This window comes from Candidatus Nitrospira nitrosa, assembly GCF_001458735.1.
GTDB classification, from domain to species: domain Bacteria; phylum Nitrospirota; class Nitrospiria; order Nitrospirales; family Nitrospiraceae; genus Nitrospira_D; species Nitrospira_D nitrosa.
Genome location: NZ_CZQA01000001.1, coordinates 552,439 through 578,683 on the forward strand (window position 1 = coordinate 552,439; position 26,245 = coordinate 578,683).

General features: G+C 55.3%; 29 protein-coding genes. 12 read left to right on the top strand and 17 right to left on the bottom strand.

Annotated features, from left to right (window positions below; all coding sequences use genetic code 11):
- Positions 1–191 precede the first annotated feature (191 nt).
- Both COMA1_RS02630 and COMA1_RS02635 read left to right on the top strand, forming a co-directional pair.
- Positions 192–1,328: an ATP-binding protein gene (locus COMA1_RS02630; RefSeq protein ID WP_090743368.1), complete on the top strand. Its 1,137-nt coding sequence runs from the start codon at positions 192–194 to the stop codon at positions 1,326–1,328.
- A gap of 82 nt (positions 1,329–1,410) precedes the next feature.
- A complete protein-coding gene (locus COMA1_RS02635) occupies positions 1,411–1,596 on the top strand; it encodes a hypothetical protein (RefSeq protein WP_141654193.1) in 186 nt (61 codons plus the stop codon).
- Between the two features lie 228 nt (positions 1,597–1,824).
- On the opposite strand, the gene COMA1_RS02640 is transcribed toward COMA1_RS02635, so the two are convergent.
- On the bottom strand, positions 1,825–2,292 hold the full coding sequence (locus COMA1_RS02640; protein WP_141654194.1) for a hypothetical protein: 468 nt from the start codon (positions 2,290–2,292) through the stop codon (positions 1,825–1,827).
- 404 nt (positions 2,293–2,696) lie between these two features.
- A complete protein-coding gene (locus COMA1_RS02645; protein ID WP_090743377.1) occupies positions 2,697–2,966 on the bottom strand; it encodes a hypothetical protein in 270 nt (89 codons plus the stop codon).
- Positions 2,967–3,434: 468 nt separating this feature from the next.
- On the opposite strand from COMA1_RS02645, the gene COMA1_RS21760 reads away from it, so the two are divergent.
- Complete coding sequence (locus COMA1_RS21760) at positions 3,435–3,563, top strand: hypothetical protein (protein ID WP_281176216.1); 129 nt, start codon at positions 3,435–3,437, stop codon at positions 3,561–3,563.
- A gap of 204 nt (positions 3,564–3,767) precedes the next feature.
- Here the strand turns inward: COMA1_RS21760 and COMA1_RS02650 are convergent, their stop codons facing one another.
- Positions 3,768–3,968 carry a hypothetical protein gene (locus COMA1_RS02650; RefSeq protein WP_090743380.1) on the bottom strand — a complete coding sequence of 67 codons (201 nt, stop codon included), beginning with the start codon at positions 3,966–3,968 and terminating at the stop codon, positions 3,768–3,770.
- 15 nt (positions 3,969–3,983) lie between these two features.
- Here COMA1_RS02650 and aat point away from each other — a divergent pair, with 15 nt between their 5' ends.
- Together aat and COMA1_RS02660 are read left to right on the top strand one after the other, a co-directional pair.
- Positions 3,984–4,685, top strand: a complete 702-nt coding sequence (gene aat, locus COMA1_RS02655; protein WP_090743383.1) for a leucyl/phenylalanyl-tRNA--protein transferase — start codon at positions 3,984–3,986, stop codon at positions 4,683–4,685.
- 94 nt (positions 4,686–4,779) lie between these two features.
- A complete protein-coding gene (locus COMA1_RS02660; protein WP_090743386.1) occupies positions 4,780–5,100 on the top strand; it encodes a rhodanese-like domain-containing protein in 321 nt (106 codons plus the stop codon).
- Positions 5,101–5,189: 89 nt separating this feature from the next.
- Here COMA1_RS02660 and COMA1_RS02665 read toward each other — a convergent pair whose 3' ends face one another.
- The 9 genes from COMA1_RS02665 to COMA1_RS02705 all read right to left on the bottom strand — a co-directional run bounded on the left by COMA1_RS02665 (position 5,190) and on the right by COMA1_RS02705 (position 14,539).
- Positions 5,190–6,113, bottom strand: coding sequence for an SDR family oxidoreductase (locus tag COMA1_RS02665; protein ID WP_090743388.1), 924 nt, complete (start codon positions 6,111–6,113; stop codon positions 5,190–5,192).
- Between the two features lie 39 nt (positions 6,114–6,152).
- Positions 6,153–6,881, bottom strand: a complete 729-nt coding sequence (locus COMA1_RS02670) for a TlyA family RNA methyltransferase (RefSeq protein WP_245630816.1) — start codon at positions 6,879–6,881, stop codon at positions 6,153–6,155.
- A 94-nt stretch (positions 6,882–6,975) separates the two neighbouring features.
- A complete protein-coding gene (gene xseB, locus COMA1_RS02675) occupies positions 6,976–7,233 on the bottom strand; it encodes an exodeoxyribonuclease VII small subunit (RefSeq protein ID WP_090743394.1) in 258 nt (85 codons plus the stop codon).
- A gap of 49 nt (positions 7,234–7,282) precedes the next feature.
- Complete coding sequence (xseA, locus tag COMA1_RS02680) at positions 7,283–8,611, bottom strand: exodeoxyribonuclease VII large subunit (protein ID WP_176697797.1); 1,329 nt, start codon at positions 8,609–8,611, stop codon at positions 7,283–7,285.
- Positions 8,612–8,750: 139 nt separating this feature from the next.
- Complete coding sequence (locus COMA1_RS02685; RefSeq protein ID WP_090743400.1) at positions 8,751–9,530, bottom strand: TIGR00282 family metallophosphoesterase; 780 nt, start codon at positions 9,528–9,530, stop codon at positions 8,751–8,753.
- On the bottom strand, positions 9,527–11,260 hold the full coding sequence (gene rny / locus COMA1_RS02690; protein ID WP_176697798.1) for a ribonuclease Y: 1,734 nt from the start codon (positions 11,258–11,260) through the stop codon (positions 9,527–9,529). The genes COMA1_RS02685 and rny overlap by 4 nt, the downstream gene beginning before the upstream one ends.
- Positions 11,261–11,645: 385 nt before the next feature.
- A complete protein-coding gene (locus tag COMA1_RS02695; RefSeq protein WP_176697799.1) occupies positions 11,646–11,942 on the bottom strand; it encodes a cell division protein ZapA in 297 nt (98 codons plus the stop codon).
- A complete protein-coding gene (locus tag COMA1_RS02700; protein ID WP_090743406.1) occupies positions 11,935–12,189 on the bottom strand; it encodes a hypothetical protein in 255 nt (84 codons plus the stop codon). The genes COMA1_RS02695 and COMA1_RS02700 overlap by 8 nt, the downstream gene beginning before the upstream one ends.
- A 67-nt stretch (positions 12,190–12,256) precedes the next feature.
- Positions 12,257–14,539, bottom strand: coding sequence for a transglycosylase SLT domain-containing protein (locus COMA1_RS02705; RefSeq protein WP_090743409.1), 2,283 nt, complete (start codon positions 14,537–14,539; stop codon positions 12,257–12,259).
- Between the two features lie 141 nt (positions 14,540–14,680).
- On the opposite strand from COMA1_RS02705, the gene rlmN reads away from it, so the two are divergent.
- The 4 genes from rlmN (at position 14,681) to larE (ending at position 19,430) form a co-directional block, all read left to right on the top strand.
- Positions 14,681–15,760 carry a dual-specificity RNA methyltransferase RlmN gene (gene rlmN, locus COMA1_RS02710; RefSeq protein WP_176697800.1) on the top strand — a complete coding sequence of 360 codons (1,080 nt, stop codon included), beginning with the start codon at positions 14,681–14,683 and terminating at the stop codon, positions 15,758–15,760.
- A 22-nt stretch (positions 15,761–15,782) separates the two neighbouring features.
- Positions 15,783–17,162: a M16 family metallopeptidase gene (locus tag COMA1_RS02715; protein WP_245630817.1), complete on the top strand. Its 1,380-nt coding sequence runs from the start codon at positions 15,783–15,785 to the stop codon at positions 17,160–17,162.
- 114 nt (positions 17,163–17,276) lie between these two features.
- Positions 17,277–18,566, top strand: coding sequence for a M16 family metallopeptidase (locus COMA1_RS02720; protein ID WP_176697801.1), 1,290 nt, complete (start codon positions 17,277–17,279; stop codon positions 18,564–18,566).
- 27 nt (positions 18,567–18,593) lie between these two features.
- Positions 18,594–19,430, top strand: a complete 837-nt coding sequence (gene larE / locus COMA1_RS02725) for an ATP-dependent sacrificial sulfur transferase LarE (RefSeq protein ID WP_245630818.1) — start codon at positions 18,594–18,596, stop codon at positions 19,428–19,430.
- A 29-nt stretch (positions 19,431–19,459) separates the two neighbouring features.
- Here larE and atpF read toward each other — a convergent pair whose 3' ends face one another.
- The 4 genes from atpF to COMA1_RS02745 form a co-directional block, all read right to left on the bottom strand.
- Entirely contained in the window at positions 19,460–19,966 is a 507-nt protein-coding gene (gene atpF, locus COMA1_RS02730) for a F0F1 ATP synthase subunit B (protein ID WP_090743424.1), read from the bottom strand.
- Positions 19,967–20,055: 89 nt separating this feature from the next.
- Positions 20,056–20,286 carry an ATP synthase F0 subunit C gene (atpE, locus tag COMA1_RS02735; protein WP_086424598.1) on the bottom strand — a complete coding sequence of 77 codons (231 nt, stop codon included), beginning with the start codon at positions 20,284–20,286 and terminating at the stop codon, positions 20,056–20,058.
- A 36-nt stretch (positions 20,287–20,322) separates the two neighbouring features.
- A complete protein-coding gene (locus COMA1_RS02740; protein WP_090743427.1) occupies positions 20,323–21,072 on the bottom strand; it encodes a F0F1 ATP synthase subunit A in 750 nt (249 codons plus the stop codon).
- 40 nt (positions 21,073–21,112) lie between these two features.
- Complete coding sequence (locus COMA1_RS02745; RefSeq protein ID WP_176697802.1) at positions 21,113–21,346, bottom strand: AtpZ/AtpI family protein; 234 nt, start codon at positions 21,344–21,346, stop codon at positions 21,113–21,115.
- A gap of 174 nt (positions 21,347–21,520) precedes the next feature.
- Here COMA1_RS02745 and COMA1_RS02750 point away from each other — a divergent pair, with 174 nt between their 5' ends.
- From COMA1_RS02750 to COMA1_RS02760, 3 genes are all read left to right on the top strand, one after another.
- The gene (locus tag COMA1_RS02750; protein WP_090743433.1) at positions 21,521–22,987 is read left to right on the top strand and encodes an anthranilate synthase component I family protein; all 1,467 of its coding nucleotides are present in this window, start codon (positions 21,521–21,523) and stop codon (positions 22,985–22,987) included.
- 16 nt (positions 22,988–23,003) lie between these two features.
- The gene (locus COMA1_RS02755; protein WP_176697803.1) at positions 23,004–23,879 is read left to right on the top strand and encodes an aminotransferase class IV; all 876 of its coding nucleotides are present in this window, start codon (positions 23,004–23,006) and stop codon (positions 23,877–23,879) included.
- A 99-nt stretch (positions 23,880–23,978) separates the two neighbouring features.
- A complete protein-coding gene (locus tag COMA1_RS02760; RefSeq protein WP_090743439.1) occupies positions 23,979–24,677 on the top strand; it encodes a lytic transglycosylase domain-containing protein in 699 nt (232 codons plus the stop codon).
- Here COMA1_RS02760 and nadB read toward each other — a convergent pair.
- Positions 24,610–26,244, bottom strand: a complete 1,635-nt coding sequence (gene nadB / locus COMA1_RS02765; protein WP_090743442.1) for an L-aspartate oxidase — start codon at positions 26,242–26,244, stop codon at positions 24,610–24,612. The genes COMA1_RS02760 and nadB overlap by 68 nt on opposite strands.
- Between the last annotated feature and the right edge of the window lies 1 nt (position 26,245).

Genomic DNA, 26,245 nt, shown 5'->3' on the forward strand with positions numbered 1-26,245 from the left:
GGCGGAAAAATCCAAGGAGTAGTCCTCTCAGTTCTATTGCTCGTTCACGTATTGGGCAGACATGGTCAAAGGAACAGATGTCCCCAGCGGCTGTTTCTAGACATACACTGTGCGAACCAGGTGGTGCGGGGCAAGTAACACCATGAAATTCCATCACTCGAAGCAGGATTTTCATGGTATAGTTATGTGTCATGATTGACCGCGCTCGCGACATCCATGCCATACGGACAGCGCTCCGCCACAACCCGGTCGTCGCACTCATCGGTCCACGTCAAAGCGGCAAAACGACATTAGCTCGCCAGTTTGTCGCGACCGACTCCCCCAACTATTTTGACCTGGAAGATCCGGCAAGTCTCGCCAGATTAGCAGAACCGGCCACGGCTTTGCGTCCGCTCAAAGGGCTGGTGGTGATCGATGAAATCCAACGCCGGCCGGAGTTGTTTCCGCTCTTGCGGGTATTGGCCGACCGTCAGCCGGTGACGGCACGATTCCTTATTTTGGGCAGTGCCTCACCGGAATTACTCCGGCAATCGTCGGAGTCACTCGCTGGCCGAGTGGCAACCGTTCCATTGGAAGGGTTCCGCTTGGCCGACCTGGGGGCCGAACTGCAGCCCCGCCACTGGTTGCGCGGAGGATTTCCGCGAGCCTTCACGGCACGCGGCGAGATCCAGTCTGTGGCCTGGCGCCAACAATTTCTGCAGACCTTTCTCGAACGGGACCTACCGCAATTCGGCGTCACCATCCCAGCTGTCGCGCTCCGCCGGTTCTGGCACATGGTGGCGCATTACCATGGACAAACATGGAATGCCGCAGAACTCGCCCGCGCCCTAGCCATCAGCGAGTCCACCGTGCGGCGATATCTGGATCTGATGACCGGCGTACTGATGATTCGGCAATTGCCACCCTGGTTTGAGAATCTTGGCAAGCGACAGGTCAAAGCTCCGAAAGTCTATGTACGGGACAGCGGCCTCCTGCATACGCTCTTAGGTGTCACCGACCAGCGTGCCCTGGAGCATCACCCGAAAGTCGGTGCGTCTTGGGAAGGTTACGCGATTGAGGAAGTGTTGAAGGCGTACCGGTCTGACGAAGCCTATTACTGGGCGACGCACACTGGCGCTGAATTGGATCTACTCTTGTTTCATAGAGGCCGCCGGATCGGGGTGGAGTGTAAACGGATGGATGCGCCACAACTCACACCCTCAATGCGGACTGCGCTGGCCGACCTCAAGCTTGATCACCTCACGGTCGTGTATCCAGGCGAGCAGCCATACTCGTTGGCAAACAATGTTGAGGTGGTACCGCTCGCGCACATGGTGCGCGCCACATAAGGCTCTGCCGCCTGATTCATAGCGCTTATCTTGCCCCTAGGTTGAGATGGACTCCCGTTCCCTATACCAGAGCATGATCTTTATGCCAAACCATGAAGACAAAGGTCGGATGCTTCACCGCCTCACCGAGGTCAAACGCTGGTTCGATGAGATACCCGGCAAAGACGACGAAGTCTGGCGCTACTTCCTCCAGCGCGAATTATTGAACTCGATGCCGATTCGATGTTTCAGCCTTATCCTAGCCTCAGCGGAGAAACCTACAGAGTAGTCCACTCGTTTCGTCTGGGCGTTGCTTCATAGGGGAACAACTCCGGATGAATTCAGACATCAAACGTCTATTCCCAGCCAATCGCGAAAGTCGGCACGGAGATCACACCGCGTCATAAAGTCGTCCTTGGCTCTGTTGCATTGATACAGGCTGTAACCGGATGAGATGGAAGCGTAACGACGAAACGTATCGTACGCATGCCTTGCGGACGTTCGGTCGACAGCACGGTTAGACATCGGCTTTCAGATGAAATTGCCCTGAGGCCTTGATCTCCTTGAATATCTCATTCCAACTTCTTCTGTATCCTGGCCCGAGCCACACCACTTGTGAAATAACGCCGTCACATACATATCGCCCGCAGTAATGAACCAACCCTGCCTCTATGACGAGTCCGGTACCGCCGACAATATCGCGGATTCCCTGCGTAAGCCCGAGCACCCCGAATGCCCGATCAGCGGTTGAATCAATCATCATGGAATGACGTATCGTGTCGCAAAGATAGACCCACTGCCGCACTTCAAGCCCTTCGATGGCCATTATGACCTCGCGATCGAGTCTGACATTTCGTTCTTCAAGCCGCGCAATCGACTTATGCAACAAGGCCCGCTTACCGACGAGTTTTGCACGCGCCTTCGCAAGCAACGGAACGACGCTGCCGGTGATGCGATCTTCCTGTTCACCTAATATCTCAAGCATCAAAAGCTTGTAACCTTGAATGAACCGCTGTGCGTCGATAGGAGCAAGGTGCATTTCGATGCCAAACGACGCCGCGCTCTTGCAGCGTCCCTTTCGAACGATAGGCTACGGCTATAGCACGCCACGTTCTATCTCCTGCAGATAAATGAACTCGGGCGCTTTGACACCAGCTTTTGGGTCTTCAATCTGCATGATCAGCCACCTGTGTTCAGCTCAATTCGCTATGCAATGCGTAGCCTGTTCCCACATCGGGGAAGGGAAGGTGAGATAGAACTACCGGAAGTTCCTGAGGCTAGCAATAAACATCCCCCGGCCGAATTCCTCACCTAGAGCATGGGCAAGGTGGCGGATGAGCCGGCTACCGTATCCTGCGTGGGCGGCTCCATACTGTTCCCCCTCGACAATTAGGCAGATCGATTATCATTCCGGTGGCCCATCATGTACCGAACGAACGAGAAGAGTCCAGAGAATCGGCAGGTCGAGTCCACATAGTGCTCGATCACGTAGAATGCGAAGTAATAGGCGCGACAAAAACACCAGATGCTGATGGCGAATAGCAGCACTGTTTTGAGATCGAAGCGATTAAGTAACAACAGAGTGGAGGACAAGAGGCCGACAACCAGAAACAGTATCCCCTTGAATTTGATCCAACGTGGGTCGGTGATGTCTTTCATAAACAGCGAGGTGCAAGATATGCCCAACTCTGTTTAGGCGGATCCGCATAAGAACCGGATCTGTCAGTTTCCATCCGCCTAATACACCGTTCCTGTTCGCGAACCATACGCCATAAGTCTTATCGTTTCAATGAATGCGATTACAGGACCAATTCTCACCGGGATCCGCATAAGCCTTTTCCATTTTGAGAAGGCTCACATCCTTAGTCCACCGTACACACCGACGTTGGGCTGCTTTTCAATTCGTTGATCGACCGTTTTGAGTCGTGCAGAGGCTATCCGACATACCTCACGTCCTATTGATCCTTCCTCTGCTTACCAGTTCCCTCACCCATTCGGTGTAGCCGCAAATTCACTCTTCTGGGCGATAGCAGAGAAATGTTCTGCTGATTAGTATGGAGCAAACATAGAGGGCGGTCCAAACACTCTTCTGAGGAACAAAGGAAGGTTCACACAAGGAGGTGCTCTATGAGTGATCTACATCTAAAAGACGTAAAAGACGACCTCATTCACGAACCAGGATGGGTGTATTTGTATGGCGCGCTTCTTATCGGGATCGTCGGATTTGCATTCTATTTCGGCGGTTTCATGAGATGAGTCGTGTGTTGCTGAGTGCCGCAACTGGAGCGTGAAGAAGCGAATGCCTACCGACGGAACGGGAGTACGGGTCGGAGCCGTGGTCACACGGCTCCGACATCCGTACAGTTCTTGTCAACTCAGTGAGTTCCACGTGCTTCCAACCCTTCCTGGCTGGTGTCCTTCAATGTCAGAAGTTTAGAGCTGTTCTGATCGTTGATATATTCACTGTCGTTCGTAAATTCCCCACGCTCGACCTGAAGTCTTGAGCCATTGATCCTGCTGTTTTGTGCCGACGATCACCCTGCGTGCCGTTCCCATCGTGAGACCTCCGATATAATCATACGATTGAAGCCGATTGGCGCTTTCTTGAGCATGTAAGAAACCGTTGCCCCCGGCCGGCATGGTCTTTTCACCCCACTTCACGTATCGTACGTAGCGATGGTTCGTTTACACCGACACGACCTTCGTTTCCCTTCAGTAGATCGAGCCTCCCCAGAAGGTCTGCTTGCTGTCGGAGGAGACCTCCGTCCCGAACGATTACTCGAAGCGTACCGGCACGGCATTTTCCCTTGGTACAACGAAGACGATCCCATTCTCTGGTGGTCACCGGATCCTCGGGCTGTGTTGTTTCCCGAGAAACTTCACGTGCCGCGAAGCCTGAAGAAACGACTTCGCTCAAATGCATTCATGGTCACGCTCGACACCTGCTTTCGGCAGGTCATGGAGCAATGTGCAGGGCCACGTCCTCAATATCCAGAAGGAGGAACCTGGATCACCGGAGACATGTTGAACGCGTATACCCGCTTACACGAACTCGGTTACGCCCATTCTGTTGAGACGTGGCAAGACGGCCGCCTGGTCGGTGGCGTCTACGGTGTGGCCCTCGGTGGCGCCTTCTTTGCCGAATCCATGTTCACCAGAGTGGATGATGCATCAAAGGTTGCCCTCGTGCGGCTTGTCCAGCAACTCCAGACCTGGAACTTCCGCCTGATCGATTGCCAACAATCTTCTCCCCATGTCATGCGGTTCGGTGCAGAAGAGATTCCACGGTCGGATTTTATCGATCAGCTCACCGCAGCACTCACACTTCCAGACCGCCGGGGACGCTGGGTGTTCGACGAGGCATCAGACACGGAATGAGCAGAGGAGTTCGGTTAACCAGGCTAGCCGACCACATTTGACAGCCTTTTCTTCACTCGCTTATGATTTGTTTTAATACAAAGGAGGCGGTCACATGAGTTTTACGATTACACCAAAAGAGCTGAAGGCTCGGATCGATAAAGGGGATCAGTTGGTACTCTTGGACGTCCGCGAGCCCTGGGAGAACCAGTTGGCCAGACTGGATAACTCGGTGCTGATTCCACTCGGCACGTTACCCCAGTCACTGTCCAAATTGGATAGGGACACCGAGATTATCGCGTACTGCCATCATGGTATGCGCAGCGGCGATGCGACCGGATTCCTGCTTCAACAGGGATTTTCCAACGTGAAGAATTTGATCGGTGGGATCGATGCCTGGTCGATCCAAGTGGATGGGACTGTCCCCCGGTACTGATCACAATAGGAACGCCCGCCACTGGCCCCCCTCGCTCAACGCGGCAAGGGCTTCGAGTGACCGACGTTCCGTGTACATGGGATGACTGGTTATTGAACTTTTCCTTGGAAGAATTCCACCGTCTGCTTGAGCCCCTCTGCGAGGTCCATCTTGGCCTCCCACCCGAGCTCTTGTTTGATTCTCGCCGCGTCCACGACGCTCCGGATCTGCTCGCCGGCTTTGGCCGGCCCATGAACTTCCTTGGCACTTGACCCGGTTAATCCAGCCAGCATGCGGAATAACTCGTTCACGGATGTTTCAGCGCCGGTGCCGACGTTATAGACTCCATGCGCATCCTGACCCATGGCGGCCAGATTGGCCTCGGCCACATCTTCAACGAACACAAAATCTCTGGTTTGACGGCCATTGCCGTTGATGATGGGCTGTTCCCCGTTCAACATCTTTTGAATGAAGATCGCCACCACACCCGCCTCGCCTTCTGGATCTTGTCTCGGTCCATAGACATTGGCGTAGCGAAGGCTGACCACTGGGATCCCGCCGACTCGCTGGAAGTACGATAAGTAATGTTCGCCGCACAGTTTGCTGATCCCATAGGGCGACAAGGGGTTGGTGACGTGCGATTCAGGGGCCGGAAAGGCCTCTTGTTCTCCGTAAATCGCCCCGCCGGATGAGGAGAACACCACTTTTCGGCACCCGTATCGGACCGCTTGTTGCAATACGTTCATGGTACCCAGCACATTCACCTGCGCATCAAAGACCGGATCGGCCACAGAATTGCGCACACTGACTTGCGCCGCAAGATGCAGCACGATATTGGGCCGTTCATTGCGAAAGATCCGTTCGAGGCGCCAGCTGGTAATGTCGGTTTTATAGAGACTGGCGGCGCGATTGACATTCTTGCGCTTTCCGGTCACCAGATTGTCGACGATGACAACTTGATGCCCCTCCTCGATCAGTCGATCCACCACATGAGATCCGATAAATCCTGCACCACCCGTGACGAGTACTTTCATTGGCCCTCCTGAATCAATACTCTCCGTTACCGATGCTCCTTACATATCATGAATCGGCGCATTGTACTCAAAGATTGCGAATATCTCCTGATTCCCCTTCTTTCCTTTGACGGCGGAGAGAACGGTAGTCAGAGTCCGTAACCCCAGCTCCTCAGCAAATCGTATCACTCGCTGAACAACCTCCGTTCGCTGTCCCTCATCCCGTACGATCCCCCCCCGACCAACCTGACCTTTGCCGACTTCAAACTGCGGCTTGATCAAGGCGACGACCTGACCCTGTGGTCGGAGAAACTGCGTGATGGCCGGCAGGACCTTCGTCAATGAGATAAAGGAGACATCGATGACGACCAGCTGAATCGGGTCTGGAACGGCGGAGCGCTCCATATAGCGGATATTGGTCCGCTCAAGCAGCACAACCCTCGGGTCATGACGGAGCCGCCAGTCAAATTGCCCATAGCCCACATCGACGGCGTAGACCTTCATCGCTCCCCGTTGGAGCAGACAGTCTGTGAACCCGCCCGTCGAACAACCGACGTCGAGACACACCCACCCCTGTGGATTGATCGTCCCTGCGTCCAGCGCCGCGTCGAGTTTCTCCCCACCGCGGCCGACAAACGGCTGGTCCTCTCCGGCAATCTCGATGGAGGCATCGATAGGGATCAGCCTGGAGGGTTTATCGACAAGCACTCCGTCGCTCTTGACCTTTCCCGCCAGAATCATCCGCACGGCGGCATCACGACTCTGGACGAGGCCCTGAGCCGTCAACACCTGGTCACATCTATGTTTCTCGCGTCGCGCTCGTGTCGCCATGCGGTCGAGAGGGGAAGATCAAAAAGGAATCGCGGATCAGCGGAACAACTGACTAGGACTCTTCGGCAGAGCCGACGACATCAATGTCATCCGAGGTGAACGCCCGCAGCTGCTTCTTCCCATTCTTATCCTGGACGAGCACTTCGACCTTTCGTTCGGCCTCTTCCAATACTTTGAGGCAACTCTTCGACAGTCGAATACCCTCCTCAAAAATCTTCAACGATTCATCGAGGGGCAGATCGCCTTTTTCCAACTCCCCCACGATGACTTCCAATCGAGCCATCGCCTGTTCAAATTTCACCCCAGCCACAACCTTCTCCCTTCAAGAGCGTTCATTATAGCGAAGCCCCGGTACGATTTTAAACCGATGGATTCGACGTGACGTCATTCACCGTACAACGAACCTGCCCATTGGTCAGACGGGCCACCACCTCATCTCCAACAGCCACCTGCTCAACACCTCGTATGACCTGACGGCTCGGCACCATTTCAAGAATGGCATATCCACGTTCCAGAATCGCAAGCGGACTCAGCCCATTCAATCTCCAGAGGGTGCCGCGTGTCAGTTGCATTTTCTGCGTCACGACATGATCCATCGCCGCAGCTAAACGCGACCGCAACTGTGGAATAATCCCCAAATCCCGATGCACGCGGAAGACCGGATTCTGCGACATCAACGCTTGCGTCCATGCTTGGGCATCGACCATCGCACTCCTTAGCGTGGCCTGTGTCGCTTCTCGCAGATCAGCCACGGCCTCATCCACTCGCTGGGCTTCTTTGAGAATCCGTAGCCGAATGTGGCCCATCTCGGCCAACACAAGATCAAGGCGCTGATGCTGCTCCACGCACTGCGCGGTGATAGCTTGCCGAGCGCGCGTGACGAGCAACTCTAGTCGTTCGACCAGCTCCGCTAAGACCGGAACGACCAGTTCGGCAGCGGCAGAGGGTGTTGGGGCTCGGACATCTGCGGCAAAGTCGGTCAGCGTCACATCCGTCTCATGTCCGACGGCTGATACGATAGGCACCGCTGAGCAGGCGACTGCCCGTACGACAATCTCTTCGTTGAAGCTCCATAGATCTTCCAATGACCCGCCGCCTCGCCCGACGATGATGACATCGACGGCCTCCAGTTGATTCAACGCGTCAATCGCAGCCACGATCTGTTCCGCCGATCCGTCGCCCTGTACTGAGACCGGCACGAGAATAATGCGCACGATGGGACATCGACGATGTAGGACCGCCATCATGTCTCGAACCGCCGCCCCAGTGGCTGAGGTCACAAGACCAACGGTCCGTGGCAATGCCGGAAGTGATCGTTTCCTGGTGACATCGAAGAGCCCCTCGTCTTCCAGGCGGCGCTTCAGTTGCTCCAAGGCCAACTGAAGGGCGCCCAGCCCTCTCGGCTCAACATGATCCAAAATGAGCTGATATTCCCCCCGCGGTTCATAGACCGACACTCGCCCACGCACGATGACATGGAGACCGTCCTCCAGGCCAAACCGCAATCGAAGGGCGGTTGATCGAAAGATCACCGCGCGAATCTGACTCGTCTGATCCTTCAGGGTACAATACAGATGCCCAGACCCTGGTGCCCGGAGGTTCGAGATTTCCCCCTCAAGCCACACCTCCGAAAAGGACGTCTCGAGGGAGGCCCGCACCATGGCCGTCAGTTCTGAGACTGTCAGCACCTGTCTCGAGGGCGAATCGAGAGGGAAAAGAGATGAAGACGGTTTGGTATGAGTGAGTCCTCTTCTCATGAAACCCGTGAGGCACTCAGAGTGATCAGGAAGCAGCTAGCGACACGTGAACCATCGGGTAACGCTTCGTTTAATCAATCTGGCGAATCCGTTCGAACGCCACGGCCTTGCCCAAACGCACATCCAGTTCGAGCAAGACGGCACAAAACACCGAAGGCCCTGAGGCGACCTCAAAGCGCTTGGGCATGCCGGTCAAGAACTTCTCGATGGCGAGTTCCTTTTTGACCCCGATGACTGAATGAAGCGGTCCCGTCATTCCAATATCCGTGATATAGGCGGTGCCTTTCGGAAGGATCTGTTCATCGGCCGTTTGCACATGAGTATGTGTTCCAACGACGGCCGTCACCTCTCCATCCAGAAAATGCCCCATCGCCATTTTTTCAGACGTGGTCTCCGCATGCATATCGACAACAATGGCCGATGTCTCTCGTTTCAACCGTGACAACTCACGCTTGGCTGCTTGAAACGGACAGTCGAGCGTCGGCATGTAGACCCGCCCCATCAGTTGAAGGACGGCGAGCCGTTCTCCACTTGCCGTCTCGAAGACCACGCTGCCATTTCCCGGGACTCCCGGAGGATAGTTTCCCGGTCGTAATAGACGCGGTTCACGAGAGAAATATTCAACCGCCTCTTTTTTATCCCACGCGTGATTGCCGGTCGTAATGACCGACACGCCCGTTTCAAAGAGTTCCTCCGCCAACTCCCGTGTAATTCCGAACCCCCCCGCGACGTTCTCGCCGTTGGCAATCACCGCATCGATCTGGCGCTGGGCCACCAGCCGAGGCACCATGCGGGCAAGCGTTCGACGGCCCGGCTCTCCCATGACATCGCCGATGCATAACACCTTCATTTGGCGTATTCCACGTATCGGCTTTCCCGAATGACCGTCACCTTGATTTGCCCCGGATAGGTCAACTCCTGTTCGATCTTCTTCGCCAGCTCACGCGACAGCTGAAAGGACTCAGAATCCGTAATATCTTCCTGTCGGACAATGACCCGAATTTCACGCCCTGCTTGGATGGCGTACGCCTTCTGGACGCCTTTGTGCCCGGTTGCGAGCGATTCTAATTTCTCCAGCCGCTTCACATACGACTCAAGTGCCTCACGCCTTGCGCCCGGACGTGCGGCCGATAAGGCCTCAGCCGCCGCCACTAATACACTCTCCGGACAAATCGGCTCCACTTGCTCATGGTGCGCCGCGATGGCATTGACGATTTTTGCCGATTCTCCGTATTTCTTGGCAATCTCAGCCCCCAGCATGGCATGCGGCCCCTCCTCTTCATGACTGACGGCTTTGCCGATATCATGAAGAAGTGCCCCCCGCCGAGCCAACTTAACATCAAGGCCCAATTCCGACGCCATGATGCCGCAGATGTAGGAGGCTTCACGGGCGTGATAGAGATTGTTCTGGCCGTAGCTCGTTCGATATTTCAAGCGACCCAAGACTTTTATCAACTCCGGGTTAAAATCGGAGAGACCCAGTTCAAAGATGATTTTCTCGGCCTCCTCATACATCAACTTGTCGATGTCGACCTTAACCTTTTCAACGATCTCCTCGATACGCGTGGGATGGATGCGTCCATCATGCATCAGGCGTTCCAAGGATACTTTTGCAATCTCGCGCCGCAACGGATCAAACCCGGAAATAATCACGGCTTCAGGCGTTTCATCAATGATGAGGTCAATGCCTGTCGCCGCTTCCAAGGCGCGAATATTGCGCCCCTCACGGCCAATGATCCGCCCCTTCATCGCATCATTCGGAATCGGGACGACAGAAATCGTCGACTCCGAAACATAGTCACGAACCACGCGTTGAATCGATGAGGTAATGATTTCCCGCGCCTCGCGTTCGGCATTCTCGCGGGCCTCTTCAATGGTCCGCTTGGCAATCCCCACGGCATCCAGTTTCGCCTGCGACTCCATCTCGACGATCAGTTGTTTCTTGGCTTCTTCCGCCGTCATGCCTGCCACACGCTCCAAGGCCTCACGGTGCTCACGCTCCGCCTTGGCGCAGGCAGTCTCTTTCGCCGCCAAGCCTTCCTCCCGTTTTGCGAAATCCTGTTCGCGCTTCCGGGCTTCGCTCTCGCGCTTTTCTACGGCCGTCAATTTTCCATCCAACACACCTTCCCGCTGGATGAGCCGCTTTTCCACTCCTGATAGTTCACCTAGCTTCGCCTTTTGCTCTTGTTCGAACTCGGACTTGGCCTTAAACGCAAGATCCTTGGCCTCAAACCTGGCTTCCTTAAGCACATTCTCCGCTTCTCGCTGTGCATTCTGGACAACCTGCTTCGCGAGTTCTTCCGCCTCAGCCTGTTTGGCTCCCGTCACACGGCGTCGGAACAGCTCAAATACACCCGCCCCGACTACAGCGCCGACGATCAGAGAAAGTATGATGGACACAATCGTTTCAGTAGAAATGGGAGTCACCCCCTTCTTAAATTTCGCCCGGTCAGATCCGCTTGGATCGAGACGGACACACCATGGCACGTCACAGACAACGGACACGATTCGGACATGTGCGGTGATGACGAAGGAAGGGCTTAGGAGACGAGAAATCGCTTCACTTGGAAGTACAGGCATTCATCAGGATACAACTTCCTAACCTGCCGGGTTCCGCTGTTTGCCTTTGCCTCGCACTCCTCAGTCAACCACACGAGGCGGCGAACAACACAGCTCTAGACGCTGGATCATCCCCCTGTCCGGCCGGCATTTGCCGTGATCGTAGTGCGCCTTGCGCATCTGCCCGTCCTAAGGTGAACCGGCATGATCGACTATCCACGATCCGCAAATTGCACACCCCTTGAACAAACACTTCGTATCCCTTCAGAACAACACTGCCTGTGGCTTTCTTGACACGTATTTCCAAGTCATTCAACGGTTCAACGCTATGCCCTTACCTCATCCACCGATACTGACATATCTACACGATAACAAAGGGACTCTTTGAAAGCAAGGCGAATCACCGCTATCGGAAGAGCGACGACGGCATCTGCTCCTCGATCGATTCCATTAAGGTCACCATCCGCCGTTCGACATCGGCCTCGCCCTGAACCCGCTTCTTCTCGGACTCGAAGAGTTGGTGAGCTAAATTAATCGCGGTGAGCACGGCTAGTTTCGAGGGTGTCGTGGTCTTCATTCCCTCCGCGAGGTGCTTCATATGGTCGTCGACAAAATGAGCCAGCCGACGGACATAGGCATCATCGCTGTCTCCGGTGATGGCATAGCGGTGACCATAAATTTCCACATCGATGGTCTTAGTCAATGGCCACCTCCCTTGGATCCTCGATACACTCGAGCAGCTCAATCTCGCTCATGACTTTTTCGATTCGCGTCTTGATATCAGTTCGCTCCACTTCCCATCTGCGATTCACGTCATCCTGCTGGGCCAACTGCTGGCGAGCCGCCTTGAGTTCTTCCTCCAAGAGTCCGTTCTTTCGTTTGAGCTCTTGAACGAGCTTGACCAGGTCACGAATTCGCGTTTCGAGCGCATCCATTCGATCCAGCGACATAATCATCCCCTCTTGGTTAGAGGCCACAACAGAGTGTGGCGCACTATAAAAATTTCACAAGATCCTGTCAAGAAACGGTTTTGGGGGCACCGTATAAGCGGAGATACTCCTTGTAACTACGGAGCACCCGTTTGACGTATTGCCGGGTCTCTTGGTACTGAATCAGTTCTACGAACTCATCTTCACTTCGACCGCGATACGTCTCCGCCCAAGTCCCCACGACAACCGGACCGGCGTTGTACGCTGCGATCGCTTGGACGATATTGCCGGAAAACTGTGCCAGGAGCTGTTCCACATACCGCACACCGATCCGAATGTTGATTTCTTGATCGAAGAGATCCTCTCGAGTCACGTTTGGCAGATGATGTTGCTGCGCAACGGCCGTGGCCGTGGTCGGCATCACTTGCATCAAGCCGATGGCACCGACGCGGGAAACCGCCTTCCAATCATACTGGCTTTCCTCTCGGATGATGGCCGCAACCAGAAAGGGGTCAACCCCGTTGGTTGCCGACACTTTAATCGTCGGGATCAATCCGGTTGGATAGGCCACATTCCACAAGCCGTCGGCGATTGTTCCCCCGGTCCGCTCTAATTTCTCTCGGAATCGCGATCGCACGAGGCGCAACGCATGATGGTACGCGCCGACTTCATTCAGCATGATGGATAATGCTGCTAACACTTCAGGCTCTCGACTATACCGATCCGTCAAGGCGCTCAGCTCCCTCGCGGCATCTTGCTCTCGGCCAAGCAGTCTCAATTCAATCGCCCGCCGGAAGGCCGATTGTTGTTCGATCTGTGTCCGATTCGTCACCTGGCTCTCCGGTGTCGGTGCGTGAGCGGCTTCAAAAACGGGTTGGACGGCTGACACAGGTGAAACGGTCGACTCCTGTTCCGGCCGTGGAAGCACCGGTATGTTCCCCTGCTCACGTGCCATCTGACAATAGTAGGTGTACGGGAACCGTTGACAGACTTGCACAAACAGATCTTTCGCCTTGGTATCCCCAAGCTGCCCGTGGGCGCGCGCAATCCAGTAGAGCGCTTGCGGTTCAATGTCGCTGTCTTTTTGATCGATAATCTGTTGCCACACACGGATCGCTTCCCGTTGGCGCTCCGTTCGATACAACAACCACCCTTCCCGCCACTGCGCCTCAATTCGTTGAGAAGCAGGGTCACCCATCTTGGCAACATGCCGATATCGTTCAGCTGCTTCGTCGAAGCGAGCTTGATCCTCCAGCCAGATTCCAGCGAACAGGTTGATCTGTCCTTTCTGTTCCGGCGTCAAAGTCCGCTTGGACAGCGTACGACACAAATCCAACAGCTTCTCCCCCAACCCCTGGCGGAGGTAGACTCTCCCCAGCCAAACCGTCGCCTCATCCCCCCGAGGCCCTTGATCCTCACTCAGCGCAGAGAATGTGTCGCGCGCCTGGTCGTAGGTCTTGAGTCGAACCTGTGCAATCCCCAATTTGAGTTTGGCATCCGAGCGTTGCGGAGAGGACGGATCGAGGGTCATGAACTTCTTGAGTTCATCAATCGCTTCCGAATGAAGGGACTGTGCCAGAAATGCCTGGGCACGCTCATAGTGCAGGTCAGGAGATACACTCCACGACGTGCCTCCGCCGTTGCTCGCCAATAACGCCTCCGCCTCCTTGGCTTCTTTCGTTTGCGGAAACTTCACCCAGAGCTGCTTCAACGTGTCTCGGGCTTCGGTCAATTGATTTTCACGGAGATAACACGAGGCTAATCGCAGCCAGGCCTGCGCGACTTGAGGGTCTTTATCATTTCCACTCACTGCCTTCAGAGACCAAGAGATGGCCTCGGGGCAACTGGCAGCTCGGTACCAGGCTTCCCCGGCACGGAGCGCGGCCAAGTTGAGCAAGTTGGAATCGGGGACCGCTTGCGGCACTCCTTCGAACATCGCCGCAGCCTCCTTGACCTCCCCCGAGCGTAAGTGCGCCTCGCCGATCCAGAATCGGATGTAATCGTCGAGGACCGGAAAGTCTTGCTGTGCAGCTCGAAGATACGGCAGCGCGGCAGCAGGATTACGATCCGTCAGAATCACGCCGGAGAGTAACCCGGCCCTCTTAGCCCAGAGCGACGCCGCCCCCCCTTCCATGACCTTCCGGAGCCGCTCCAGTTTCAGTGCAAGGACTTGGTCCTTCGTCAAGACATTCCCCAGTCGTTCCCTTGGCCAAACCGCTGCCAGAAAACACTCCTCGGGAGAGGCACAGCTCTCGGTATTCGGTTGGTCCAGCGCGGCAACCTGCGCGGTGTGCGCGTCACGCGACGGCACGAACACACTGAGCAACGTCACACAGATGCCGACGATGGCCGATACATTATGGTTTCTCATAGTCACCCATCACAACCCACCCGTTCCTATTATATACAGAGCCACCTCCAATGGAAAAAGAATTGCGGGTCGGTGAGTGACCCGAATCATATGCGGGGTGACATGAGCTATGGTAGGCTGCTCATCCAAGGCAGGGAACATATGGTCAACGCATCGGTTCATCTTTTGGCCCTCACCGAACTTCAGATGGCCCGGTTTGTCCGCACACAACGCTGGCCTGCGTATCGAGCCACACAAATCCTGCGCTGGTTATACCAACGACGTCTTCGAACGATCATGGACATGACCGATCTGCCGATGCAGGATCGAGTCGCACTCTCGCAATCCGCCTCCATCGGTCGCTCGACACAGGTGAGCGTTCTCCAATCTCAAGATGGAACACGTAAAGTACTCTTGACACTCGAAGACGGAATGTCGGTCGAATCCGTACTGATCCCTGACGACAGCAGGCTGACCCTCTGCGTGTCGACACAGGTAGGATGCATGTTGGACTGTGGGTTCTGCCTCACCGGACAGATGGGACTGAAACGTAACCTCAAGCTCCATGAGGTCATCGACCAAGTCCTGACCTCCCAAGACCTCCTGACATCTGATGAACGCATCACGAATCTCGTTTTCATGGGAATGGGAGAACCCCTCGCCAATGTGGAGACACTCAAGGCCGCCGTCGCTGGTCTCACGAACAAACTGTGGGGCCTGGGGTGGTCGCGGAGACGCATTACCGTCTCGACAGCCGGCCTGGCTTCCCGCCTTTCCGACGTCGCGGCGATGGGCGTGAATCTCGCCGTCTCTCTGAATGCCACTACGGAAGAACAACGTCGAGACCTGATGCCTGCCGCCAGTAATATCGCGTCCCTCAAATCGCTCCTGGCTGCTTGTCGACGGTACCCACTTGCCCCTCACCAACGGTTGACGTTCGAGTACGTCCTGCTGGCCAATGTCAACGATCTTCCAGTCGATGCTCGGCGCCTCGTGCAGTTGCTAAAACCCTTGCGCTGCAAAGTCAATCTGATCCCATTTAACGAGTTCCCTGGAAGTCGCTTTCATCGTCCGTCCGACAAGGACGTGCTTCGTTTTCAATCCGATCTCCGTAAGGCGGGACTCGATGTGTATGTCCGCCAGAGTCGCGGGCGCGACGTGTATGGCGCCTGCGGACAACTTGGTGACGTCTCCGGTAACCAACCTCCCGTTACCTTGACAGCTATTGAAACTCGTTGTTAGCATGCTCCATCCAACATCCATCATGATCAGGCCGATTATCACACGCATTTGGTTTGCCTCCCTGGCAGGGATTCTCCTAATCCTGGGCGACCGTTCCATCTCCATGGGAGCCGACCCTAACGAGTACATCCTCACCAACGGTATGAAGGTGCTGCTGATCGAGGTCCCGAAAGCCCCAGTGGCTACGGTCCAGGTCTGGTACAAGGTGGGCTCCCGTAATGAAGTCATGGGTCGCGCGGGACTCTCGCATATGCTTGAACACATGATGTTCAAAGGCACGGCCCGGTATCCCAAAGGCTCGTTTTCCCGAATTATCCGAAAGAATGGTGGGATCGACAACGCCTTTACCGGACAGGATTTCACCGCCTATTTTGAAAATGTGGCGGCCGACCGTGTCGGGCTTGCCTTGGAACTAGAGGCCGACCGGATGCAGGGGTTGCTCCTCGATCACAGTGAGTTCCAGACTGAGCGCGACGTCGTGAAAGAAGAACGCCGTTTGCGGTCCGAGGATGACCCGCAAGGTGCCTTGGTCGAAGCCTTGTTCGCCCAAGTCTTCATGAGCCATCCCTATCATTGGCCGGTGATCGGCTGGTTCGCAGACCTCGATGCGATGGCGATCGAAGACTTACAGCGCCACTATGACACCTTTTATTCCCCCAACAACGCCACGTTGATCGTGGTGGGCGATATCAAAACCGACTCGCTACTCCCCACGATCAAACGCTTGTTTGAGCCGATCCCCAGAGGCCCATCGCCGAAACACGTTCTGCCGCCCGAGCCGGAACAGCGCGGCGAACGTCGGTTTCTCCTCAAGCGGGAAGCCCAGGTTCCGTTTGTGATGACAGGGTTTCGCATCCCCAACTATTCAAGCGACGACAGCTACGCCCTGGACCTCCTTGAGTCGATCCTTTCGCATGGGAAGAGCTCCCGCCTCTACCAGAGTCTGGTCTATGACCAGAAAATGGCGCTTGCAGTCGGTGCAGACTATAGTTTGCTGCAAACCGACCCCGGCCTCTTCTATTTTTATGCGGTGGTCAATCCTGGAACGAAGGTCGAGGCTGTAGAAGAAGCGCTCCAACGAGAGGTCTTGCGTCTTCAGAATGAGCTCCCATCGGAGCTGGAACTCCAACGAGCCAAGAATCAGGTGGAAGCGTCGCGCGTGTTTGAGCAAGACTCGAATTTTCGCCATGCCATGCTCATGGGACAAGCAGAGACCGTCGGCGCAGGGTGGCGACGTATCAATCAGTTTGTTGAGCATATCCGTGCGGTCACGGCCCAAGATATTCAACGTGTCGCGAAGCAGTATTTGACTCCTGACAGTCGGACGACAGGGATTCTCATCCCCTTACCAGCAAAGCCCCCCGAATCGCCTTCCTCATCGACCCATGATGGAAAGTCCTAGGACACCATGACTCACACTGCATGCCCTGCGGGATACTCTCATTCGCGCTCCCGACTCGCTCGAGTGCGTTCACTTTTCCAACCAATGTACTGGGCTTTCTGTGCCACATTGTCGATGAGTATTCCCCAGGGAGCGGCCGCTGCCGACCTCGCACCTGTTAAGTTCACCGCGCCGAATGGGATGACGGTCGTCGTGTTGGAACAACATTTCCTTCCCATCGTGGAACTCCATGCGCTCATCAAAGCCGGCTCATCGCAGGATCCTCCGGAGAAGGCAGGTGTTGCCAATCTCGTAGCCAGCCTGCTCGATGAGGGCACGACATCACGATCGTCCAAGCAACTCGCCGAACAGATCGACTTTGTCGGGGGATCACTCGGCGCGCAAGCCAGTGAAGACTTCACGACCGCGTCGGCCCGTATTCTGAGAAAGGATATTGACCTGGGGTTTACGCTTCTTGCCGATATCCTTCAACGTCCGGCATTTCCTAAACAGGAATTTGAACGGGTTCGATCACAGATCCATGGTGAAATCGCGAGCGACAACGATGATCCCGGCCATGTGGCGATGAAAGCCTTCAACCAACTGGTCTATCAGACTCACCCCTACCGCTGGCCGGTACAGGGAACCGAGGAGACCCTCAACAAGATCACCTTGTCCGATATCCAAGGCTTCTACGCAAGAGAATACCTCCCTAACCAAGTCATCCTGACCATCGTTGGTGACGTGACGGTCGAACAAGCGACGTCGCTCGTTCAGCTACATTTCGGGTCTTGGAAGAAAGGCCTTGCACAACCTCGGCCCGTCAGAAAACCCCCCAGCGTCGAGAAGAAGGCCGTCCAATTCATCGAAAAAGACCTAACTCAGTCTACTATTATGTTGGGTCATTCTGGAATTACCCGAACGAACCCTGACTTCTATGCGGTTACCGTCATGAATCATGTTCTAGGAGCCGGTGGATTTTCATCGCGTCTGATGGATTCCATTCGTGACAAGCAGGGACTTGCCTACGGCATCACGAGCCACTATGACGCGAGAGCCATGCCGGGATCATTCTGGATCAGCCTCCAGACTCGCACTGAGACCACCAACCAGGCTATCAGCAGCGTCTTAGCTGAGATGAAAGCAATCCGTGAGGCACCGGTGACCGACCACGAACTAGCCGAAGCCAAGTCGTTTTTGATGGGGAGTTTCCCGTTACGACTGGATTCCACGGCGAAGTTGGCTCAAGTCTTGGGACAGGTGGAGTTTTTCGGCCTCGGATTCGACTACTTCAGCCAATACCCCAAATGGATTGACCGCGTCACAAAAGATGACGTGCAGCGTGTGGCCAAACAATACCTCAACCCTCAGCTTTACGCCCTTGTGGTAGTGGGGAACATTACCAAAGCGAAAGTCCGTCACTAGCCGGGCGCGTAAAAATCATCGTGATGTATGCGCGACGTTAGGAACGAAGCACCTATGCAAGTGGCTGGGCTCCAAGACAAACTTCTTCGACTTCGAACCGTACTCACAGATTTGGGTTCTGTGGTTGTCGCCTACTCCGGTGGAATCGACAGCACCTTTGTACTGAAGGTTGCGCATGACCAACTTGGGGAAAACGCGATCGGCATCACAGCCGTCTCGCCGACATTCCCATTACTGGAACTTGAAGCCGCCAAGCGAGTCGCTCAAGAAATTGGCGCCCGGCATGAACTGGTGCAAACTGACCAATTGACCATTGAGGATTTCGTCAAGAATGACGCCAGCCGGTGCTTTCACTGCAAAACAGATTTATATCAGCTGCTCGGCAATGTCCGACAATCAAAGAACGCCGCGTATGTCGTGGATGGCACCAATCTGGATGACCTGGGGGATGACCGCCCTGGTATGAAAGCGGCACGGGGATTGGGCGTCCGGAGCCCGCTTGTCGAGGCTGAGCTGTCAAAATCCGACATCCGCATCTTGGCCAAGGAACTCGGTCTCTCGAACTGGGACAAGCCTGCAGCAGCCTGCCTCTCGTCACGAATCCCACGTGGAATGCCAATCACACTGGAAAAACTGAGCCGAGTGGAAGAAGCCGAGGCCATGCTTCAACGCGAGGGGCTGCGCCATTTTCGAGTCAGAAACCACGGCGAGATCGCCAGAATTGAAGTCGCCCCCGGCGACCTCCCCTGGATCATTGAGCCGGCTCGGCGCACACGAATCACTACACAGCTGAAAGAACTGGGATTTAAGTTTGTGACGGTAGATCTTGATGGGTATCGGCCAGGGGGAATCAGCCTGAGCTGACACCCCCTGAAAATCCCGATACGGGCAGATTAGCGCTGTTGTGATCGAGAGAGGGCTTCAAGCGCTTCGTCGGCGAACTTCCGTTGATCAGCGTCGGTCAAACTCCGCTGCACAACCTTTTCCGCAACCATGAGCGCCAATTCCGTGGTCTGGGTACGGATGTCCTGAAGGGCCTTACGCCGTTCTTGTTCGATTTCTCTCGTGGCATCGCCTTTGATCCGCTCAGCGTCAGTGGTCAACCGTTGCTCGTTTTCATCAAGCAGCCGCTGTGCTCGTTCTTTTGCCGCTGCGAGGATGGCCTCCGCTTCCTTACCGGCTGCACTGAGCTTCGCCTCATAGTCCTTCAGTCGGCTTTCGGCCTCTGTTCGGTGACGGTCAGCCTGATCGAGACTGTCCTTAATTTTCTTTTCTCGTTCTTCAAGGACGCTGAGGATCCCTGGGAATGCATACTTATACAGGATGAATAATAAAATGCCGAAGGATACAACTTCCCAGAAAATCAGGGACGAGAAAAAGTGCGATTCAAACTGTGGCATACACGCGTTCGTAAAACGTTACACGTGAAACGTCAGACGAGAATGACCTCTCGATAAACGGTTAACGAGTAACGGTTAACGCTCCCTAGTTATTTACGGAATCCCATGATGATAAAGGCAATGACCAGGCCGTAGAGCGCAATGGCTTCCACCAATGCGAAACCGATCCACATATACTTCGTGACGCGCGCTTCCGCCTCAGGCTGACGTGCCACGACCTCGATCATCTTTCCAAAGATGAACCCGATACCGACACCCGCTCCGGCAAACCCTGCCGCGGCACATCCCATACCGATTAACCCTGCTGCTGCTGAATCCATTATGTCTTACTCCTCTCTTGTCTAAACTGGCATGCGCTAATGCGCGTGCTCATCGTGGCCATGTAAATGAAATGCGTCACCCAGGTAGACGCAGGTCAGGATACTGAAAATGTAGGCTTGAATAAATGCGATACCGAATTCCAATCCATAGATGGCAACCGTAAACGCAAAGGGTAACCATCCGATCAGCACCCCGCCGCCGATCGTGAGGCTGAACAACACCGCGAGCATCACATGTCCCGCTGTCATATTGGCAAATAACCGAACTGCCAGCGAAACCGGCCGAGCTATCTGGCTAATAATCTCAATCGGAATCATCAAGGGCACTAACCATCCGGGCGTCCCAGGAGGAACTAGGATTCCGAGGAACTTCGCACCGTGTAACATGAACCCTATGACCAGGCTCAACCCATAGACCACGAAAGAGAAAACGGCTGTGACAATAATTTGGCTCGTCACTGTGTAGCTACCAGGAATCAACCCGATCAGATTACTGAAGAGGATAAACACGAAGAGGGTGGCGACCAGAGGGAAAAACCGCATTCCCTCCTTCCCCATCGTGTCCAAGATCATACTGCGAATGAAATCCACCATCATCTCCGCCAAACTCTGCAATTTTCCTGGGACCAGCTTCCTGGCAGACCCTGCCATGACCATGAGCACCGCCGCAACCAGCACGACGATCCACATAAAGACAACGGCCTTATTGATGGAAATATCGAATCCACCGAGCGAAATCGGAACCCAATTCTGAAGCTCAAATTGATGAAGGGGGCTTTCTTCCACGATATTCTCGTCAGTCCTTTAGGTTGTAGTTATGGAATCTTTACTCTGGACGCTCGGTCTTCGGCCACCGTTGGACCGACCGATACGCATTCCTCATCCCTGCGACGATCCCCATCAGAAGCCCGATGATCATACCCCATGGGGTCGAGTCCAACACATACGTATCACAAACCCACCCTAGTGCTCCCCCCACAATCAAGGCCGCAAGCAGATCAGTTGCGATCCTAATCGCTTGGCCGAGCCCCGCATATAAGGGATCTTGTGGAGGGGCCATTCTGAAACCCATGGGAGGCGGAGCACGCAGTCACAACTCTGCCGTTGATGGGCGTGCAATTTAAGCAAAGGTCTGCTTGTAATGTCAAGCCGTTAGCCATCTATCTCCCTAGAAATCTCTGCGGTATAGTGAGCCGACGTTATTTTGCAGTACTGATCGAGGCACCCCCAACCCATGCGACAAGCTACATCATCAAAGTTTTTGCATGGGCCCCCTGCACCGCTTATCGTCACTTGTCCCTGCCCACCGACGACCCCCTTGGCACTGTATGCACACATCGCTTCGACCAGGCAACCGTCTTTTCTATTGGAAAGTGGCGGTGGACGATCGATGGGGCGATATTCGTACCTTTCTTCAGACCCCTATTATCGGCTGTCCGGAATGGGCAGTCACCTGGTCGAACAACCGGCAGGAAGGTACGGAACCTCACAATTGGTTCCCTTTCAGCGGTTGGCTCAACTATTTGCCGACCAGCACATCGCTCGCCCGCCCGACGCTCCTCCGTTTTTCGGAGGGGCCGTGGGTTACCTCAGCTATGACCTCGTTCGCCAATTCGAGACATTACCGTCACTCGCCTCATCTCATCCCACCGTTCCTGACTTGGAATTCGCATTTTTTGATCTCGTCGCAGCGGTCGACCACGAGCAGAACCGTCTGATACTGATGTTCTGTCCGCCACTGACACGATTTTTAGGAGAGTCGCGAGAACAATTACTCCGCGAAGGAAGGGACCGGCTTGCTGCATTCGAAGCCCTCTTGACGCAGCCAGATACCGGCGATACCCATCCAGACGATCTAGGCCTCCTGACCTTTACACCGGAGCAGGAACAATCCGCCTATATGCAGAGTGTCCGCCGGTGCCAGGATTACATCGCCGCCGGTGACATCTACCAAGCAAATCTCTCACACCGCTTCGCCGTCAATTGCGCGGCACTCCGGCAAGGACAGCTACAAGCCGATCTCTCCGCCTATCGTCGCCTACGGACCCTGAACCCCTCGCCCTTTTCAGGAGTACTCCGGCTCGATACCGTCCGGCTCATCAGCTCTTCACCCGAGCGCCTTGTTCGCCTTGATGGGCGTCGAGCCGATACCAGGCCAATCGCAGGAACCAGGCCCCGAGGGAAAACATCGCTCGAAGATCGACAACTCGTCGGGGAACTGCGGGCCAATGAGAAGGAGCGCGCGGAACATATTATGTTAGTCGATCTCGAGCGAAACGATCTCGGTCGTGTCTGCCGGTTTGGGAGCCTCCAAGTCGATGAAGTCATGACCTTGGAGCAGTATTCGCATGTCAGCCATTTAGTGTCTCATATCGCCGGCACGCTCACGGAGCAGGCAACCGGGTTCGATCTACTGCGAGCCATGTTTCCGGGAGGCACGATCACTGGCGTTCCGAAGATCCGCTGTATGGAGATCATTGAGGAATTGGAACCGGTCCGCCGCGGTCCCTATACCGGTTCCATGGGGTATCTCAGCTGGAGCGGCGACCTTGACTTCAATATCTTGATTCGTACGCTCACGATGATACAAGGCACTGGATATCTTCAAGTCGGCGCCGGAATTGTGGCCGATTCCGACCCGGCACGCGAGTACGAAGAAACCATTCATAAAGCCCAGGCTTTTTTCAGCGCGTTTGGGTAGCACGATGTGGATCTACTTGAACGATCGATTTGTGCAAGACCACGAAGCCGTCATCTCCGTCTTTGATCATGGATTTCTCTACGGCGACGGAGTCTTTGAAACGATGCGCTCGTATGGTCCTCGCCTCTTCATGCGAGACCGCCATCTATCACGACTGTTTCAGTCCGCCGATGCCATCGGCTTGAGGGTTCCGATTCCGCTCGCACGGTGGGCCGACATTCTTCAGGAATCTCTGGTACGCAACGAGGTGGGAACCGATCAACAAGACGCCTATGTGCGAATCACCCTGTCGCGTGGAGTCGGAGACATTGGGCTGGATCCGGCCCTGTGTCCCTCACCGACCGTCGTCGTGATGACCAAGCCCCTGGTGCCTCCGGCATCACATCTCTATGACCAAGGCATCGCCGTGATGGTCGCGTCGACCACACGTAACTTGCCGAGTGCGCTCCCACCGCGAATCAAGACCACCAATTTCCTCAACAACATCCTGGCCAAGCAAGAGGCCATCGCTGGAAACGCGTTCGACAGCCTGCTGCTCAATTGGGAGGGCCACCTCACCGAAGGCACGATCAGCAATCTCTTCTTCATCCGGAATCGCCGCTTGAGTACGCCTGCCTTGGACTGCGGCCTACTCGACGGCATCACCAGACAAGTCGTGATTCAATTGGCCCAAGAACTCCACCTGCCCATCGAGGAAGGACATTTTACTGTTGACCAGCTCTATCAAGCCGATGAGTGTTTCTTGACCAACACCAGCATGGAAATCATGCCGGTGATATCGATCGACAGCAAGCCCGTCGGGAATGGCGCACCAGGCCCAGTGACCCGCAAGCTACACGCACGGTTCATTGAGTCTCGAGACCGATTCTCGGAACCGTCCCCATCGCGCTAACCTTCTGAATCTGTACAGTTTTCCAAGGTCTTCCCCAAGCCGACCAACAGAAGATCTGCAATTTCTTGACAGCCCGCTAGAGGCTGCTATCGTGTGACCATGCTGAATCACAGATACCCGTCCGTCACTCCATGCCTGCGTACCGTCTTGGCAACTGCAATCTTGCTTGGCGGCTGTTTCCTGGGTCGGGTTCAACCCCTACACGCGGAGATCTACCAGTATATTGACTCCAAAGGGACTATTTCTCTGACCAACGTCCCTTCTGATGTCCGATATCGACGAGTCGACATCCGCCAGAATCGGCTGCACCCCGTCATATCCGAGCAGGAGTTGGAGCCGATGATCAAGCGATTTTCGCGGCAACATCAACTCCATCCGGCTCTCATTCGCGCCGTGATCAAGGCCGAGTCGAATTTTGATCCTCGCGCAGTGTCACGGTCCGGCGCAATCGGGTTGATGCAGCTCATGCCGCAGACCGCGCTTCAGCTGGATGTTCGGGATCTCTACGATCCGGAGGATAATATCGGCGGGGGAACCAAGTATCTCCGCCACTTGCTGGATCGATTCCGAGGGAATCTCCCCCTCGCACTGGCTGCCTACAATGCCGGAGAGCGCGTGGTCGACCGGTATCGTACCCTTCCACCCATCGATGAAACGCGGCAATATGTCAGGAAGGTCCTTCGCTACTACCGAACCTTTCTCGCACATGACCTGGCGTCGACCGGCCATGTCATCCCGTCTTCGGAGTACGCAATGGCACCAGTTTCCCCTGAGGTCTCGATTCCACCCGCCCAGTAGTCCGATCCGTGAGACACAGTCTACTATGCGCCTTCCATCCAGGACGTCGCGTCCCAGGGAAGTCGGATCGGTAGTGAGCACCCACACTGTTCTCTCTCCACAAGGCCGCCTCGGCCACACAACGTGCCACCTGGACCATGTTCTTCACCTCGAGGTCGGCCCTCGTTGAAAAGGATCGCGAGACCATCCGTTCCCATCGAGCCAGTTGCGCTGTAGCTCGCACTAATGACTCTCTGGATCGGATCAACCCGACCTGTCCCCACATGATCCGGCGCAGAGAGTTTCGTACCTTTTCCACATCCTCGAGTCGATCACCCTGGCCGCGTGGTAGCGGCTCACGAGACTCGATCATATTCGAAACCGAGCCGTGAGCGGCCGATGCGATGGCGGCCGCGCCGGCCCGCCTCCCAAACACAAGCCCTTCTAATAATGAGTTGCTTGCCAATCGGTTGGCCCCGTGTACCCCGCTGCAGGCTACCTCTCCGGCCGCGAACAAGCCCGGCAATGTGGTCGCTCCATTGAGGTCGGTCGTGACCCCTCCCATCATATAGTGGGCACTTGGCGAGACCGGAATCCACTCTTCCGTAATGTCGATATCGTGACGAAGACAGGTTGCATAGATCGTGGGAAAGCGACGTTTCACAAAATCGGCGCCGAGATGCGTGACATCAAGATAGACATGCCGAGCACGCGTCGCCGCCATTTCCGCCCAGATGGCCCGTGCCACGATATCTCTCGGAGCCAGCACTCCGAGCGGGTGATATCGCGTCATAAAGGACTCGCCCTTATTATTGCGCAGCTGACCACCTTCCCCACGCATGGCCTCCGACAGCAAGAACGGTGGGCTTGACGGCAGATACAGCGATGTCGGATGAAACTGCACGAATTCCATATCTTGCAGTTCCGCCCCTGCACGAAAGGCCATCGCCATCCCATCGCCCGTGGCATTGGGAGGATTCGTCGTTCGGGCAAAGATCTGGCCGGCGCCACCGGTCGACAGTACCACCGCTTTGGCCGGAATAATGAACTGCTCACCGGAGTTTTCATCAAGAACCACCGCGCCGGAACATCGCCCTCCCTCGACGACAAGATCCACCGTAAAGTGGTAATCCAAGCGGGCGATCCGCTGTTGCCGAACCGCCTGCGCCATGAGGGCTCGGACCATTTCATTTCCCGTGGCGTCGCCTCGCGCACGAAGAATGCGGCTACGGCTATGAGCGGCTTCCCGTGCAAAAGCAAACTTTCCGCCGGCCTTGTCGAACTTCGCTCCCCATTGGATGAGCTCCTGAATTCGATCCGGCCCTTCTTCCACCAGCACACGAACCGCTTCTCGACGACACAACCCATGGCCCGCTTTCACCGTATCCGTCAAATGGATGGAGACATCATCTTCTTCACTCAACGCAACGGCAACGCCGCCTTGCGCGAAGATCGAATTACTCTGGAGAGGATGGCCTTTGGTGAGCATGATCACTCGCCCGACACGGCAGAGCTCCAAGGCGGCACGCAGTCCGGCCACTCCGCTGCCGATGACGAGAAAATCTGCTTCCGGCACAGATCGCGGCATT

Bases quoted from the DNA above. Each gene is read 5' to 3' on its own strand.
- COMA1_RS02630 (WP_090743368.1), top strand. From the start codon at position 192: ATGATTGACCGCGCTCGCGACATCCATGCCATACGGACAGCGCTCCGC.
- COMA1_RS02635 (WP_141654193.1), top strand. From the start codon at position 1,411: ATGCCAAACCATGAAGACAAAGGTCGGATGCTTCACCGCCTCACCGAG.
- COMA1_RS02640 (WP_141654194.1), bottom strand. From the start codon at position 2,292: ATGCTTGAGATATTAGGTGAACAGGAAGATCGCATCACCGGCAGCGTC.
- COMA1_RS02645 (WP_090743377.1), bottom strand. From the start codon at position 2,966: ATGAAAGACATCACCGACCCACGTTGGATCAAATTCAAGGGGATACTG.
- COMA1_RS21760 (WP_281176216.1), top strand. From the start codon at position 3,435: ATGAGTGATCTACATCTAAAAGACGTAAAAGACGACCTCATTCACGAA.
- aat (WP_090743383.1), top strand. From the start codon at position 3,984: ATGGTTCGTTTACACCGACACGACCTTCGTTTCCCTTCAGTAGATCGA.
- COMA1_RS02660 (WP_090743386.1), top strand. From the start codon at position 4,780: ATGAGTTTTACGATTACACCAAAAGAGCTGAAGGCTCGGATCGATAAA.
- COMA1_RS02665 (WP_090743388.1), bottom strand. From the start codon at position 6,113: ATGAAAGTACTCGTCACGGGTGGTGCAGGATTTATCGGATCTCATGTG.
- COMA1_RS02685 (WP_090743400.1), bottom strand. From the start codon at position 9,530: ATGAAGGTGTTATGCATCGGCGATGTCATGGGAGAGCCGGGCCGTCGA.
- rny (WP_176697798.1), bottom strand. From the start codon at position 11,260: ATGCCTGTACTTCCAAGTGAAGCGATTTCTCGTCTCCTAAGCCCTTCC.
- COMA1_RS02700 (WP_090743406.1), bottom strand. From the start codon at position 12,189: ATGTCGCTGGATCGAATGGATGCGCTCGAAACGCGAATTCGTGACCTG.
- COMA1_RS02705 (WP_090743409.1), bottom strand. From the start codon at position 14,539: ATGAGAAACCATAATGTATCGGCCATCGTCGGCATCTGTGTGACGTTG.
- rlmN (WP_176697800.1), top strand. From the start codon at position 14,681: ATGGTCAACGCATCGGTTCATCTTTTGGCCCTCACCGAACTTCAGATG.
- COMA1_RS02715 (WP_245630817.1), top strand. From the start codon at position 15,783: ATGATCAGGCCGATTATCACACGCATTTGGTTTGCCTCCCTGGCAGGG.
- COMA1_RS02720 (WP_176697801.1), top strand. From the start codon at position 17,277: ATGAGTATTCCCCAGGGAGCGGCCGCTGCCGACCTCGCACCTGTTAAG.
- larE (WP_245630818.1), top strand. From the start codon at position 18,594: ATGCGCGACGTTAGGAACGAAGCACCTATGCAAGTGGCTGGGCTCCAA.
- atpF (WP_090743424.1), bottom strand. From the start codon at position 19,966: ATGCCACAGTTTGAATCGCACTTTTTCTCGTCCCTGATTTTCTGGGAA.
- atpE (WP_086424598.1), bottom strand. From the start codon at position 20,286: ATGGATTCAGCAGCAGCAGGGTTAATCGGTATGGGATGTGCCGCGGCA.
- COMA1_RS02745 (WP_176697802.1), bottom strand. From the start codon at position 21,346: ATGGCCCCTCCACAAGATCCCTTATATGCGGGGCTCGGCCAAGCGATT.
- COMA1_RS02750 (WP_090743433.1), top strand. From the start codon at position 21,521: ATGCGACAAGCTACATCATCAAAGTTTTTGCATGGGCCCCCTGCACCG.
- COMA1_RS02760 (WP_090743439.1), top strand. From the start codon at position 23,979: ATGCTGAATCACAGATACCCGTCCGTCACTCCATGCCTGCGTACCGTC.
- nadB (WP_090743442.1), bottom strand. From the start codon at position 26,244: ATGCCGCGATCTGTGCCGGAAGCAGATTTTCTCGTCATCGGCAGCGGA.